Origin of the sequence: Pseudobutyrivibrio xylanivorans DSM 14809 (assembly GCF_900141825.1) — a bacterium.
Lineage (GTDB): Bacteria > Bacillota > Clostridia > Lachnospirales > Lachnospiraceae > Pseudobutyrivibrio > Pseudobutyrivibrio xylanivorans.
Genome location: NZ_FQYQ01000039.1, coordinates 1 through 14,441 on the forward strand (window position 1 = coordinate 1; position 14,441 = coordinate 14,441).

The 14,441-nt window shown below is 35.9% G+C and carries 19 protein-coding genes and 3 tRNA genes; 17 read left to right on the forward strand and 5 right to left on the reverse strand.

Annotated features, from left to right (window positions below):
• Window positions 1-4 precede the first annotated feature (4 nt).
• Both BUA88_RS15230 and BUA88_RS15235 read left to right on the forward strand, forming a co-directional pair.
• Window positions 5-79, forward strand: a tRNA-Pro gene (locus BUA88_RS15230).
• A 21-nt stretch (window positions 80-100) separates the two neighbouring features.
• A tRNA-Gly gene (locus BUA88_RS15235) sits at window positions 101-171 on the forward strand.
• 3 nt (window positions 172-174) lie between these two features.
• Here BUA88_RS15235 and BUA88_RS15240 read toward each other — a convergent pair.
• Both BUA88_RS15240 and BUA88_RS15245 read right to left on the reverse strand, forming a co-directional pair.
• Window positions 175-633, reverse strand: coding sequence for a hypothetical protein (locus BUA88_RS15240; RefSeq protein WP_200798875.1), 459 nt, complete (start codon window positions 631-633; stop codon window positions 175-177).
• Window positions 634-649: 16 nt separating this feature from the next.
• Window positions 650-2,239, reverse strand: a complete 1,590-nt coding sequence (locus BUA88_RS15245; protein WP_072919559.1) for a Y-family DNA polymerase — start codon at window positions 2,237-2,239, stop codon at window positions 650-652.
• Window positions 2,240-2,497: 258 nt separating this feature from the next.
• On the opposite strand from BUA88_RS15245, the gene BUA88_RS15250 reads away from it, so the two are divergent.
• Window positions 2,498-2,935: a cytidine deaminase gene (locus BUA88_RS15250; RefSeq protein ID WP_083572565.1), complete on the forward strand. Its 438-nt coding sequence runs from the start codon at window positions 2,498-2,500 to the stop codon at window positions 2,933-2,935.
• A 73-nt stretch (window positions 2,936-3,008) separates the two neighbouring features.
• On the opposite strand, the gene BUA88_RS15255 is transcribed toward BUA88_RS15250, so the two are convergent.
• A complete protein-coding gene (locus BUA88_RS15255; protein WP_072919561.1) occupies window positions 3,009-3,257 on the reverse strand; it encodes a DUF6465 family protein in 249 nt (82 codons plus the stop codon).
• A gap of 109 nt (window positions 3,258-3,366) precedes the next feature.
• Window positions 3,367-3,690, reverse strand: a complete 324-nt coding sequence (locus BUA88_RS15260) for an HAD family hydrolase (protein WP_072919564.1) — start codon at window positions 3,688-3,690, stop codon at window positions 3,367-3,369.
• Window positions 3,691-3,815: 125 nt separating this feature from the next.
• Here BUA88_RS15260 and BUA88_RS16375 point away from each other — a divergent pair, with 125 nt between their 5' ends.
• Window positions 3,816-3,965 (forward strand): VOC family protein, encoded by a 150-nt coding sequence (locus BUA88_RS16375; RefSeq protein ID WP_200798876.1) that lies wholly within the window; start codon window positions 3,816-3,818, stop codon window positions 3,963-3,965.
• Here the strand turns inward: BUA88_RS16375 and BUA88_RS15265 are convergent.
• A tRNA-Leu gene (locus BUA88_RS15265) sits at window positions 3,947-4,031 on the reverse strand. The two genes, BUA88_RS16375 and BUA88_RS15265, sit on opposite strands and share 19 nt — an antisense overlap.
• Before the next feature lie 134 nt (window positions 4,032-4,165).
• Here BUA88_RS15265 and BUA88_RS15270 point away from each other — a divergent pair.
• The 13 genes from BUA88_RS15270 to BUA88_RS15330 all read left to right on the forward strand — a co-directional run bounded on the left by BUA88_RS15270 (window position 4,166) and on the right by BUA88_RS15330 (window position 14,036).
• Window positions 4,166-4,570, forward strand: coding sequence for an acyl-CoA thioesterase (locus BUA88_RS15270; protein WP_072919565.1), 405 nt, complete (start codon window positions 4,166-4,168; stop codon window positions 4,568-4,570).
• 418 nt (window positions 4,571-4,988) lie between these two features.
• Window positions 4,989-6,074 (forward strand): helix-turn-helix domain-containing protein, encoded by a 1,086-nt coding sequence (locus BUA88_RS15275; RefSeq protein WP_072919568.1) that lies wholly within the window; start codon window positions 4,989-4,991, stop codon window positions 6,072-6,074.
• A 34-nt stretch (window positions 6,075-6,108) separates the two neighbouring features.
• Entirely contained in the window at window positions 6,109-6,603 is a 495-nt protein-coding gene (locus BUA88_RS15280) for a GNAT family N-acetyltransferase (protein WP_072919570.1), read from the forward strand.
• Window positions 6,604-6,806: 203 nt separating this feature from the next.
• Entirely contained in the window at window positions 6,807-7,028 is a 222-nt protein-coding gene (locus BUA88_RS16810) for a DUF6485 family protein (protein ID WP_072919573.1), read from the forward strand.
• A gap of 3 nt (window positions 7,029-7,031) precedes the next feature.
• Window positions 7,032-7,415 carry an SMU1112c/YaeR family gloxylase I-like metalloprotein gene (gene gloA2, locus BUA88_RS15290; RefSeq protein ID WP_072919574.1) on the forward strand — a complete coding sequence of 128 codons (384 nt, stop codon included), beginning with the start codon at window positions 7,032-7,034 and terminating at the stop codon, window positions 7,413-7,415.
• 273 nt (window positions 7,416-7,688) lie between these two features.
• Window positions 7,689-8,495 carry a hypothetical protein gene (locus BUA88_RS15295; RefSeq protein WP_072919576.1) on the forward strand — a complete coding sequence of 269 codons (807 nt, stop codon included), beginning with the start codon at window positions 7,689-7,691 and terminating at the stop codon, window positions 8,493-8,495.
• A 991-nt stretch (window positions 8,496-9,486) separates the two neighbouring features.
• Window positions 9,487-10,137: a zinc ribbon domain-containing protein gene (locus BUA88_RS15300; protein ID WP_072919578.1), complete on the forward strand. Its 651-nt coding sequence runs from the start codon at window positions 9,487-9,489 to the stop codon at window positions 10,135-10,137.
• A gap of 166 nt (window positions 10,138-10,303) precedes the next feature.
• Window positions 10,304-10,606, forward strand: coding sequence for a Dabb family protein (locus BUA88_RS15305; RefSeq protein ID WP_072919579.1), 303 nt, complete (start codon window positions 10,304-10,306; stop codon window positions 10,604-10,606).
• A gap of 200 nt (window positions 10,607-10,806) precedes the next feature.
• The gene (locus BUA88_RS15310; RefSeq protein ID WP_072919581.1) at window positions 10,807-11,232 is read left to right on the forward strand and encodes a hypothetical protein; all 426 of its coding nucleotides are present in this window, start codon (window positions 10,807-10,809) and stop codon (window positions 11,230-11,232) included.
• A gap of 262 nt (window positions 11,233-11,494) precedes the next feature.
• Window positions 11,495-11,929 (forward strand): Rrf2 family transcriptional regulator, encoded by a 435-nt coding sequence (locus BUA88_RS15315; protein WP_029070341.1) that lies wholly within the window; start codon window positions 11,495-11,497, stop codon window positions 11,927-11,929.
• A 90-nt stretch (window positions 11,930-12,019) separates the two neighbouring features.
• On the forward strand, window positions 12,020-12,373 hold the full coding sequence (locus BUA88_RS15320) for a cupin domain-containing protein (RefSeq protein ID WP_072919583.1): 354 nt from the start codon (window positions 12,020-12,022) through the stop codon (window positions 12,371-12,373).
• A 65-nt stretch (window positions 12,374-12,438) separates the two neighbouring features.
• Window positions 12,439-13,137: a radical SAM mobile pair protein A gene (locus BUA88_RS15325; protein WP_072919585.1), complete on the forward strand. Its 699-nt coding sequence runs from the start codon at window positions 12,439-12,441 to the stop codon at window positions 13,135-13,137.
• Complete coding sequence (locus tag BUA88_RS15330) at window positions 13,113-14,036, forward strand: radical SAM mobile pair protein B (protein WP_072919587.1); 924 nt, start codon at window positions 13,113-13,115, stop codon at window positions 14,034-14,036. Before BUA88_RS15325 ends, BUA88_RS15330 begins: the two co-directional genes overlap by 25 nt.
• Window positions 14,037-14,441 lie beyond the last annotated feature (405 nt).

Consider the following 14,441-nt stretch of genomic DNA (forward strand, 5'->3'; position numbering starts at 1 on the left):
TTATCGGGGTGTGGCTCAGTTTGGCTAGAGCACCTGGTTTGGGACCAGGGGGTCGCAGGTTCGAATCCTGTCACCCCGACTTCAAATTGAATATACATATGCGGGTGTGGTTCAATGGTAGAACATCAGCCTTCCAAGCTGAATACGTGGGTTCGATTCCCATCACCCGCTTTTTTATTGGATATCTGTAATATCCGCGAAATCAATTGTTTCATTTATTTGACCGATTCCTGTTTTTTTCATCAAGATGATTTTCTGGTGAACGGAATCGATTTTTTTTATTTGTTCATTTACAGTCACATATTTTCCCCCCGCTTTACTTGTATCTGAGACAAAGTATGTTATAGAGACTGAAGGAAATGTACCGTTTTTGATAGTATCTGAAAGAACGTTTAATTTCTGAGAAAGGACCTCTTTCATAGATTCTTCTAATATTTTTGCAGAATCAGTAATTCTAGCCTCCTCATTAATCATGTCTTCATAGCCAGTAAGTGCTGCAAAAGGAGCAAATTGTGCAGCTCTGTCGTATAGGCTCATATGTGGATGAGTTTTTGATATATGGTGTGGCATATCTATAATATCCCCATATATTATTCTAGCATCATGTTTATTATTAATCATTTTATTACTCAAAATGTCTACTCCTAAATTATTCTCCTGAAGAATGTCCTCCGACTTGTTTGTTTCTCTTCATAGTCATGGCACCGTCCTGTAAATTCATACCTTTTAAGACAGCATTTTTTCCAAATCTATCATGTATAGCAAGAGTTGCCTTTTGAAGCATTTTTTCTTTTTCTAAAGCGATATTTTCTGCAGTATTTTCTTTTTCTAAAGTATCATAATCTGTAAATAGATCCATTTGAAATGGTTCATCAGGCGGAATTTTGTCAGTTGGAATCAGATTACACGCTACTACGTTAATCCTTCGAACAAGAAGATCATTGTCTATAATTCCATCATAAAGCTTAGTCATCGCATCCATTATACGAGATGTTGAACTAGTCCATTTATCTAGATTTCTAGTTCCATGTGCATGACATGGCAACGGTCTACCAAAATGATCTGTTGTAACTTCTCCATTATATCTTTTCTTTGTTCCAGCGATTATAAAAGTAGAATCTTTAATAGTTCTTCCTTTATGACCATATTCTAGACTTTCTCTATCATATCCAATGGTAAGCTCGACTTTTTTAGTAACTAAATCTTTTCTAACTAGATCTAGTGATAGTAGTTCAGTCATCTCTTTTACAATAAGCCTGGCTTTATCTGTAGTATACGGCTCCATCAGAACCTGACCACTTGAAATACTATTTGTTTGAGGTTTATATTTTTTTATTGTAGAAATCTCAGTTGGTTCCCATCCCCAAGCATGATCTATTAAAAGTTCTGCATTTATACCTAATTCACGGTATAGTAAATCCTCATTATTTATACTAGTCTTTGCAATGTCTCCCATAGTGTAAATCCCAAGTTTGGCAAGACGTTTGCTTATACCTGTACCTACACGCCAAAAGTCGGTTAATGGTTGGTGACACCATAGAAGTTCACGATAGCTTTTTTCATCAAGCTCAGCTATTCTAACACCATGTTCATCTGCAGGTACATGTTTTGCTACAACATCCATGGCAACCTTAGATAAATACAAGTTTGTTCCAATCCCTGCTGTAGCTGTGATTCCTGTTTTGAGAAAAACATCATGTATCATCTTCATCGCCAAATCATAGGCACTACAAGAATATATATTCAGATAAGCTGTTACATCAATAAAACACTCATCAATAGAATATACATGAATATCTTCATCAGAAACGTATCGTAGATAGACAGAAAATACTTCCGTAGACACATCCTCATACCTCTTCATCCTAGGCGGAGCAACAATATATGTTAGCGCTAAAGAAGGATCATTTTCTAATTCAATTGCATCTTCTGATGAGCCTGAAAATTTATATTCTCCACTTTCAGAATCTTTTTGAAGAACGCCAAGAGATTTTGCCTTTTCTAATCTCAAAGCATTTATTTCCTTTACTTTTTGGACGACTTCAAATAATCTGGCTCTGCCAGGAATCCCGTATGCTTTTAGTGATGGACTTACTGCAAGACAGATAGTTTTTTCAGTTCGGGAAGGATCTGCCACTACAAGATTAGTAGTAAGTGGATTAAGTCCTCTGTCCTGAAGCTCACAAGATGCATAGAATGATTTTAAATCAATAGCTATGTAACTTCTTTTCTTTTCCACAGCAGTCCTCCTTTCAAATATACGAAAATTTGTTCGGTATAGATACTATACACCCATCAAAACTTCTTTGCAACAATTGAAATAACTACACAACACGTATATAATGGGTACAGTGTTTTTTGACATCACTAATTTTAGAAAGGGTGGAATTTAGTTTATGAAAAATATAGAACTAAGAGGTGCTAAATAGTGTGCACACCTTAATTTTTTAGGTATATGACATATAAAAATACAACTAATTAATTAAGGAGATACAAAATGAGAAATATAATTATAGAACAAGAAATGTACCGTTTGGCCGTTGAACTAATTGAGAAAAGGTACCCAGAAGGCTGGGGCGGTGCTGGTGTTGTCCATACATCAGCAAATCACTATTATACCAGTGTGTCAAATGATACAGCTAATTCATCAGCATGTTTATGTATAGAAACAGGGGCGATGCTTGAGGCACATAAATATAATGAGAAAGTAACACATTGTATGTGCTTAGTAAGAGATGATGAAAATTCAGAGTTTAGAGTGCTATCACCATGTGGCATATGCCAAGAGAGACTTAGATATTGGGGCACCGATGTTCAAGTGGCTGTTACCACAAAGGATAATGATCTTAAGTTTATTGAATTAGCAAAACTCCAGCCATTTCACTGGACAGATGCATATCCTGAAGATGAATTAGAGCATTGGGAAGAGGAATAAAAATAAGCCTTATTACAAGGGAGAGAAGGATACATATCCGGATCCTCAGTAATAAGGCTTAATCTATATGTTTTTATAAATCTACAGAGCCTACACAGTCTGTATTAGCAACGAAGTAAATTTTGTTTTCTTCTGGTTTGATGTAGATATTGATGGATTCTAGTTCCTGTCCTTTGAACTGTTTTTTAAATCCTGACTGTGCTTTCTTTAAGCAAGCGGCTTCGCTGAATTCAATATTACCATACTGAACCACTGCTGATGATTTTACTGCTTTTTTACTACTAGTGGATTTTTTTCTTGTACCTGTTTTCTTAACTGCCATGATAAACCTCCCCAAGGTTAACTGTGTGTTATTAGTTACTTATGAATTATTATAAGCAAAAATGGGGAATTTGCAACTTTATTACTCATTATTTGATTTATAGGGTATATTATATAGCAAAAGCCTCCAAAGAAACATTCCTATCGTCTATGTACATATCACATGTAATTTTTCTTGAATTATTACCATAGAGCTCCACTATCTCAGGAAGATTATCATTGATTGCATCAAAAGTAAGACCTTGCTCATTACACCATTTTAAAGCATCAGTTAAAGCCTGTCCGGCTCTGCAAGTCCATAGTATTAGTTTGTTACCAGCAGCCTGTTCTTTAATTAGGTAATCAATAAGAGGCCTATTTGGTTCACCAAGTGCAGGCCAATTGCTATAGCATAAAGTACCATCAAAATCTACGGCTATAATCTTATAATCCATAGGCGCCCTCCTTTTAAAAGTTGAACACGTGTTCTCGAACGTTTGTGTGTATATAATATACCCGAGGAGTAGATTTGTAAACCGAACAAATTATTAAATTTTCTTGTTCTATTTTTGAAATGACTTTGTTATTTGAAGTAATACGTGAAAATTACAGACCTCAAAAAGAAGACTGGAAGCTTGACCTCAAAGTTGATAATTTGGCAGAACTTAAAAAAGGCATAAAAAAAGATGATGAAAACTCATCATCTTTTGCTGCGGAAGGCGGGACTTGAACCCGCACGCTCGCAATGAGCACAAGATCCTTAGTCTTGCTCGTCTGCCAGTTCCGACACTTCCGCATAGCGTGATGTCTCACGCAACGAGATTAATATTATCATTCAAATACACACACGTCAATACTTAGAGAAATAATAAAAACATTCAAAATATTCAGTAATATCAATAAAAATATCACGATAGTAGGAGGATCAATATGGCATATAATCATACTGTACAATATTACGAAACAGACAGGATGGGAATAACACATCACTCAAACTATATAAGATGGATGGAAGAAGCTAGAATTGACTTCTTATCACAAATAGGATGGCCATATAATAAATTAGAATCTCTTGGAATTGTTTCCCCAGTAATAAATGTAGACTGTGACTTTAAGAAAACAACTACTTTTGCAGATGCAATTGAAATCACCGTTAGAGTAATAGAATTCAAGGGAGTAAAACTCAAACTATCTTATGAAATGAAAAATAAAGATGGCGTTGTAGTGTTTACTGGTACATCATCACATGCATTTCTGGACATTGAAGGAAAACCAATTCGATTGAAGCAATCTTTTCCAGAATTCTTCGGCTGTTTATGTGAATTGATTGAATAATATTATATAGAGGATATGACAAAAAATGATATTCATAGAAATATAAAACAAACAGCTTTGTTGGAGCAAGAGTAATAAGCTATGAAAGAGGATATACTTGTAGCTGCTATTGGAGAAACGGGCTACACAGTACAATCAGTAAGTTTAGAGCCCTATAAAAAGAAATTCTTGGGATTGTTCTAAAAATTTCTGGGGGATATTATTAATGAATATTATATTAGGTCCTGTAGCAATACTGTTACAGGACTTTTTATATGTACTAACTGGACTATATGTTGTTTTACCCTAATTGATACGATATAATGGGAATCTGCCACTAGACAACACTGTCTACCATTGAAAATACGGCATTTCTCGCTTTGTGTCGTGTTCATTGTTTGCATGGTTTACTAAGCTAGTGAGTGAAGGGGGAACCTAAATGGACCAGAAAAAGATTGGGCAATTCATAAAAGAATTGCGGAAAGAAAAAGGAATAACTCAAGAAAAGCTTGCGGAAAGATTAAAAGTATCTGGAAGAACTGTTTCACGATGGGAGACCGGTAGCAATATGCCAGATATTTCTCTTCTAGTTGAAATTGCAGACTTCTTTGATGTTGATGTACGCGAGCTCATTGAAGGAGAAAGGAAAAGCGAGATGATGGATGAAGAAGTAAGGGAAGTGGCCACTAAGATGGCTGACTATGCTGATGAAGAAAAGGGGACATTATTAAAGCGAATTCAAATTACCAGTTTTGTCGGTGTAATAATTTCAATACTATCAATTGGTTGGCAATTTTTTGTATCTTCAAGCACGGATACTTACGAATTTAAATTATCTATATTTATATCATTTATTATTCTTGGAATAATGGCAGTTATAACACTGTATGTGACTGGTCTGCTAGAGAAACTTGTTAAGAATAAGCTTCTAATGTTAGGAATAAAAATTATAACAATTGCAAGTTTGGCAATAGTAACTTTGGTTATTCTGTTTTATGTAGGATGCTTCTTTTTTGCAATGCTTATCTTTGCTGGGGATATATTTTTCTCAAGAATACAAACACATACTGATATTGAAAACTATTCAAATTATATTGGAGAAAATGCTGTAGCTGAATATTCTAGTAAATGGGGAATGGATGAAAGCATATTCCCTGACAAAATCAGTGATTCAATGCAGATAGATGAGTTTAGTTTCACATACTATAATCCTTGGGATGCTGAATATGTTGGTTATCTTACAGTAACATATTCGCAGGATGAATATGATAATGAGTTAGAAAGACTTTCTGGAAAAAGACATGATAAGTATGAAGGTCTATATAGCGTCTCAGGAGAGCCTAAGAATTATTCTGTTTTAGCTATGGAAACAAGTAATGATTGGGGATTTATCTATGCCTTAACTCCTGATTCAGATAGTACTTCAATTACATATGTAGAAGTTGTTTTTCCAGGAAAATTAGAGATGAAACTTGATAAATATCTCCCGAAACAATATCAACTTGATGGAATGGATGTCAACTAAATTTAAATAAATGCTTATAGTGGAGGATAATGAAATGCAATACAGATTAGGTACATATAATGACTTGGATGATATTTGTTCATTGATAAAGCAGGCCATTTCAGAGATGGAAAGCCACGGCATTTATCAGTGGGATGAGCTTTACCCTATGCGAGAAGATTTTGCAAAGGATATTGAAAAGAACACACTTTACTTGGCTATAGATGAGGATGATTTGGTGGCAATGTATGTGATAAGCGCAGAATATGATGAACAGTACGAAAATGCCAAGTGGGAGAATGATGGTAACTCGGCATATATCTTGCACAGATTCTGTGTTTCACCTAATCATCAAAATAAGGGGATGGGAAAGATGGTTTTAAACCATATCGAAGAACAGATTAAGGATATGGGGTATGAATCGATAAGATTAGACACCTTTACTGAAAATCCATTTGCCCAGAGATTATATCGTCATAATGGCTATGAGACCAGGGGTTATGCCGATTGGAGAAAGGGACGTTTTGATTTGATGGAGAAGAAATTATAAAAAATAAAGAAAAAATTTAGAACGATAGAACTAATATAGCTGCCTTCTTTTTTAAATGGGGTAGCTATTATTTATAATTTTATTTATGCTACTATAGTTGTCAAAGTCTCAATAGTAAAATTTTTATGTCTACATTATTATTGGTAAAAAACAACCACAAGTGCTAAACTAATCGCAATAGAGAATTATAGGAGAGTATATAAATGGAAACAACGAGCGTATCATTTTGTACTTGCACAGACACCGCATGTCCGTGCCATCCATCAAATCACGACAAAGGATGTACTCTATGCATAGCAAAAAATCTATCACAGCGAGAAATTCCAAGTTGCTTTTTTAAGAAAGCTGGTGGTGAAAAACCAACTAAAGACTGGTATTTCGAAGACTTTGCAGCATTAATAAATAACTTAAACAACGAGGAATAACATATGAATCTATCTACAATTCATCACATAGCTATCATCGTATCTGATTATGAAAAATCAAAAGATTTCTACGTTAATAAGCTTAGCTTTGAAGTAATACGTGAAAACTACAGGCCTCAAAAGGGAGATTGGAAGCTTGATCTAAAAGTAAACGATACAACAGAGCTTGAGATTTTCGCTCCCCAAAATCCGCCAAAAAGACCTTCTTTTCCAGAAGCTTGTGGACTTAGACATCTAGCTTTTAAAGTAGCTAAAATAGAGAGAGTAGTAACAGAACTGAATGAACTTGGCATCGAATGCGAACCAATCAGAACCGATGAATTTACAAATAAGAAAATGACGTTCTTCTTTGATCCAGATGGATTACCTTTAGAGCTCCATGAATAAAAAATGGCATAAAAAATATGATGAAAAATCATCATATTTTGCTGCGGAAGGTATGAATCAAGAGGATTGCGCAAATAGCATGGGTGTTGGAGATGTTAAATATCCCAGCTCCTTTTATTTGTAGAGAATAATCTTTCTGTTATCAAAAATCCAAAGCGTGGAAATCACACATATGGAAAATGGCTAGGTAATCATAGGAAGCCCGGAAACAGAGATTATATAAAATTAGCCATAGACAGAGCCATAGAAGATAAACCAAAAGACTTTAAAGAAATGCTAAAAATACTTCAGGAAAAATACAATGTTGAAGTTGATGATAGTGGTAAATATATCAAATTCAAGGCAGAAGGACAGAAAAATTTTTCCCGAATAAATTCACTAGGAGCTGGATATGACAAGGAAGAAATCGAGAAAAAGATTACTGGAGATTATAAAGAGAAAACCCCTAAAACTGAAAAAAACAGGACTCAAACTAAGGAAGAAAAGCTTGGATTATTAATTGATATTCAACAGAAGATTAAAGAAGGAAAGGGAATAGGATATGAAAAATGGGCTAGAAAATTTAATATGAAACAGACAGCCAAGACCTTAAGTTTCTTGGCAGATAATGGAATTAATTCTTATGAAGAGCTCTCTGAAAAACATAATGATTTATATAATCACTATGAGGCTCTGCGATTAAAAATAAAGGAATATGATGCAAAGATGGAGGATATAAGAGTCCTTCAGGGAACTATTATTACTTATATAAAAACAAATGATGCTTATCAAAAATATAAGAAATCAGGGTATAACAAAAAAGTTAAAGAACAGTATTTAGATGAGATTACAGCGCATCAAGAAGCCAGAAAACATTTCAATAATTATGAGGGGGGTAAGGTTCCAAGAATTAAAGAATTAAAAGAGCAATATGCTATATTGAAAGAAGAAAAAGCAGAACTGTATAAGGAATACAACAAGAGTAAAAGAGTTTATGTGGAGCTTGCAGTAGCCAAGAAGAATATTGATTATATTCTTGAAAAGGACAATGAGATAAATCAGGATTCATACAGAAAGGACGACTTTGAGCGAAGCAGATAATTGTTATATTCTTAAAAGAAGCCTATAGGGCGTTGCTCCAAATTTATAAATTTTATAATTTGGATTAGGGGTATTAGGGAACCCCCTAACAAGCATTTTTGTGAAGTCTCGACTACTCGAGATTTTGCAAAAATAGGCAAATGGCTAGCCACTTGCCCTGCTTGCCAAGAATGCTGCGCCCAATCGGGGCGTACGGTCAGCATTCATATTAGCGTATCCGCGTCAGAAAATGAATGCAGCGAACTTCGGTGAGCGGGCTTGCATTCAATTCGCCTTTAATGGCGATAGAAAAAACAATATGTGGAGGGCAGCGCTCGTGGAAAAATGCTGGAAATAGTTCCAGCTCACTCGCTAAATAAATGCGCTTCGCGTGTGAACAAGGAAATGGCGAGTTACAAGCTGCAATTGAAGAAGTAATCTTTACTGGGGGCTGTTTTGGGACCCGTAAGATTATCCGCTGGGTGAAATTATCACCGAATATTCAGCGGCATTTTGTGAAGTGCACTTGTTGAAAATCAAAAACGTTATATAAAATTTTTCAGTATTTACAAGAGCTGAGGAGGTGTCCCTGGCTCTTGTATTTTTTTGTATGGAAACCTAAAAAATCGGGGCAGTTCCGATGACAATTTCTTAACTAATTTGACGTATGATTTATTTGGTGGAGGTTGTGGATATTGAGAAAAATGAAGAGAGTCCATATGGGTGGACTCTCTTCGCGCTCAATCTATTTTCTTGAAAATAGATTTCTTATGGCACAATACAAAGAGACAATAGCCGAGCCCGCCATACTGATACTATAAACGGTAGTTGCGATTTCTCTAATTTGTGATAACACGGTACTCATCCCCTTTCATTTTATTAACTCTTTCGAGTCAAATAAAATATGGGACGCTATCCCTCCGACCAACATCACAACGCCACAAGGGAGTAAGACAGTTTTTAACGGATTAATCACAGGCTGATGATATGCTAAAAAATAGGAGGAAGGCCTATGCAAATATGTCCTAAATGCAATGTCGAAGTAAATGAGACAGATCAGTTTTGTCCTAACTGTGGTTATAATTTTTCTGGCTACGAAAATAATTCATCAAAACAGGTAAAGATAATCATAATAGCGATTATCTTGGCTGTAGTTATTCTAGCAGTTGGTAAATATGTTTATGATTATTTTGCCAGGGTAAATTACAAAGTCAGAATGGAAGACTGTGCGTATACCATGATTGAAGGAGCTGCTAATGCAGAAACTGCTTGTAATATAATTGTTTCAGTCTGGAGTAATTCTATATGGAAAACGCAAGACATTGAAACTGATAAATATACTACCGATGAGGGCGGCTTCTTTTACGAAGATTTTAATGATGCATTAGATAGTCTCTTTGAAGATGAGGATTTTTTGAATGATTTGAGAGAGATAAATGATAATCTAGAAGAGGTAAATGACGAAATGAGAGAACTTCAAAATCCTCCAAAGGGATGTTCTCAGATGCACGATGCGTTTATGGATTTCTATGATGCTTATTATGAGTTAGTTAATTGCGCTCTTGATCCAACTGGAAATCTTGAATCCTATTCAAATGATTTCAGTGACGCAGATGAGGATAGCGCAAAATATTTTGATAAGCTCAAAGTTTATTTTGAATAAATTATTGATTTTTTATAATAGAGCTATTGTAGCATATGTGAATGGAAAAACTTTGCGTGATGTTAGCTTCATTTCACGAAAGATTTTTCAAAAGGCAATGTTATTGTTGAAAAAGCTTTTTTCTGTTAATATAAGTGGAACGATTTTTGGGAGTGAGTAGTACGATATGGTAAAGCATATTATTATATGGAAGTTGCAGGATAAATGCTTTGGTCCTAACATAGATTCCATTAAGACTAATATGAAGACAAGACTTGAGGATCTAAACGGAAAGATTCCAGGAGTACAAAGTATAGTAGTTCATACCGATTGCTTGAGTTCATCAAATGGAGATGTTGCTATGGAGGCAGTCTTCGATAATGAGGAAGCAGTTAAGTCATATAAACAGAACGAGCTTCGATTAGAAGTTACCAAGGAAGTGGTTGTTCCATTTGTTGATGTGACAACTCATGTTGAGTTTAAGTTATAAGAAATTTCAACCATCTTATCAGATAATACACAAATTTTTAGAATAGCCTTGCAGATGCAGGCGTGGAGTCGCCTACATCACTAAAATACAAGAAATACGTAAATGGCAAAAATGTGCGTATTTTCGCTGGTTTTATCGATTTTTCAAAGAAAAATCGATGGAGCTGGCTTTTTTATTGCAGGAAAAGGAAAGATTTAGTTATGATTGACGATAATATAGTTTTTATGTTGCTGGCAGCCATGTGTCTAGCTGCATTTTGCTTTGATTTAGCAGTAGAATTTGCAAAAGGTTTAGCTACATTACGTGAATGTAATGTAAAAGTAGAAGCGGTTCTAAGATATATAGATAAAGTGGATAGTCCAAATGATCGTTATAAACATTATATGTATTATCCTGTTTTTACTTATGAATATGAAGGAATAAATTATACGTCTAGCTCTCAAAGAAGATTGTATTTTCTTGAGAAAAGAAGATATTTTAATCATGAAAGTGAGCGTTTTATGATTAGAATTAATGGAGAGAATCCTAGACGATGTGTCCAAGGAAGTATTCTTGAACCTGCCGGTTTTTTTCTTATTTCTATGGCATTTATGACCTGGTTCTTTATGCGAGGGAAACTTTTATAAGATTTGACATAGTTAACGCAACCAAAAGAGAATCTAAAGTGAATGTGGATAGTGCTTAAGCACAACAACTATAGGCAAGACATTGCGAACCGTCACTTCCAGAGGTAAATGCAAAAAATCCTATATACCATGATTTTACAAAGGTTACTGCAAAAAATGTGGTAGCCTTTTTTAGTTGACAGGAACGGAAAAATAGTATCTTGTTGTGACTATTGTAACTACAACGAAAATGATTTAAGATAGAGTCGATGGAGGTGTCAGAATGCAGATTTCAAGCAGATTTACAATAGCGGTTCATGTGCTTATAGCAATTGAAACATTTAAGAATGACCATAAAATCACCAGTGAATTTCTTGCGTCCAGCGCAAATGTAAATCCGACGGTAATCAGAAGACTCTTGCAGCAGCTGAAGAAGGCGGAGATTGTAACAGTGAAGCGGGGAAGCGGCGGTGCCGATATAGAGAAATCCTTGACGGAGATAACGCTTCTGGATGTTTACAATGCTGTGGAGCCTGTCGAAAATGGACAGTTGTTTCATTTCCATGAGAATCCGAATGAGTTATGCCCTGTGGGACGGAACATTCACAGGATCATGGATCACAGGCTTGAAGAAATACAGAATGCCATGGAAGATAAAATGCGGCGAATAACCATAGCTGATGTAATGGCGGATGCGAACAAGCTGATAGAATTTTAAAAAGTTTTGTTGTAACACTTGACGTCACAACGTGGTGGTGGTACACTTCTGTTGTATCAATCAATATCACAACAAATGGAGGTATCAGAAATGTCTAACTATAGTAAGGTAAGTGTTGCAAGCAATCCGAGAACTGAACTACATGATCAGCTGGGACTTACAGGGGCTGAGATCAGCATCAACCATCTTCCGGCAGGTGCGAGTGTTCCTTTTGTTCATTATCATAAGACCAATGAAGAGATTTACATCATTCTTTCCGGCAAGGGAAAAGCGGTAGTTGACGGTGAGGATATAGAGCTTTCTGCCGGTGATATCGTGCATATTGCGCCGGATGGGAAAAGACAGTTCTTCGCGGCAGATGATTCTGAGATCAGCTATGCCTGTATCCAGGTGAAGGCAGGTTCTCTTGAAGCGTATACCGCCGACGATGCAGTAATCGAGTAAGTATGAGTTTTAAAGTTATGGGCATTTCTGCAAGCAGATGTCCATAACTTTTTATGTGGAGAGCTATGAGTATTTGTATTAAAGATCAGATTCAGAACATGAATCTTGTTATAGGGTGCACTGTTGGATGTCCGTACTGCTATGCCAGAAACAATACGAGGCGTTATCACATCATAGATGATTTTGAAAAGCCACAGTTTTTTCAAGGCAAGCTTCGTATGATGGAAAAGAAAAAGCCGCAGAATTTTCTGCTGACCGGTATGAGCGATCTCTCGGGCTGGCATGAAGAATGGAGAGAGGAAGTCTTTAAAAAGATAGCAGAGAATCCTCAGCACCAGTTTCTTTTTCTTACCAAACGACCGGATCTTCTGTCTTTTGAAACAGATCTTGATAATGCATGGTTTGGCGTTACAGTTACAAGAAAATCTGAGTTATGGCGTATTGATGCACTGCGGAGCAATGTGAAGGCAAAAAAATATCATGTTACCTTTGAGCCTTTGTTCGATGATCCGGGTAAGGTTGATCTTACAGGCATTGACTGGATTGTGGTGGGAACTATGACAGGTGCAAAGAGCAGGACTGTTAAAACAGATTCCGGGTGGGTTTATTCATTGACAGAACAGGCTCATGAACTGAACATTCCTGTATTCTGGAAAGAAGATCTTGTTCCGATTATGGGAGAAGAAATGATACAGGAAATGCCGGATGCTTTTAACAAAGTGCTGGAGGAACAGAGAATATGGAACAAACAGAAATCAAAGTAAATCATATAGAAACAAAAAGTGTAATGACAAAATCGAATACTCCTATTGGAGGATATTCGGTGAATCCCTATGTGGGGTGTCCCCATGCCTGTAAATACTGCTACGCATCTTTTATGAAACGCTTTACAGGGCATACGGAGGAATGGGGAACTTTCATGGATGTGAAAGACTGGCCTAAAATAAAGAATCCAAAGAAGTATGCCGGCCAGAAGGTGATCATTGGAACAGTTACGGATGGTTATAATCCGCTTGAGAAAACATATAAAAATACAAGAAGACTTCTGGAAGAACTAAAGGACAGTGGTGCGGACATACTTATCTGTACAAAGTCAGACCTTGTACTAAGAGATCTGGATCTGCTAAAAAAGATCAATGAAAATAGCAGACTTACAGTATCATGGTCAATCAATACTCTCGATGAAGAGTTTAAAGATGATATGGATGCGGCAGTAAGCGTAGAAAGAAGGCTTGCTGCAATGAAAGAGGTATATGCGGCAGGCATTCGTACAATTTGCTTCATTTCACCCGTGTTCCCAGGGATTACCGATATAGAAGCAATCATAGACAGGACAAAAGATCAGTGTGACCTTGTATGGCTTGAGAATCTGAATCTTCGCGGAGGTTTTAAGGCAGATATCATGAAATACATTTCCGATAAACATCCGGATTTGGTGCCGCTGTATGACGAAATTTATAACAAAAAGAACCGCAGCTATTTTGAAGCACTGGAAAAGAAAGCAGAAGAGCTGGCTAAAAAGTATGATTGCAGGTTTGTTGATAATGAAACTCCGTATGAGAGAGTAGAGAAAGGACATCCAACAATCGTAGATTACTTTTACCACGAAGAAGTAAGAGGAACTGCCAATAGTGGAAAGAGAAATGTAATACATAATCCTTGATTGAAGAAAAAACCGGAAGTTAATCGCACAAATTCAAATTTGTTTAACTAAATAAACATATTATAAGGAGCTGGTTTAGCTCCTTTAATTATGCCTATAATTTCTAGAACTAAATGCAAACTTTTGAATAAAGCTTGATTTTCCAAGAGTTACTGCAAATTATGCAGTAGCTCTTTTTTATTTAGTTCGCTTGACATCCCTAATTATATGTGATTTTTAAAGCTCTGTCATTAAAAAACGACATGCCAAAAAGGCCTTTAACACAAGGTTTCCAGGACTTAATGCTAAATGCCAACGTATTTACAAATATTGCATTAAGTTCTGCAAATCGATGTATGTTATACTTTACGTGATGATTTTACTTATTATCAAATGGTTTCCTCATCAAATATGGCTTTAAAATCA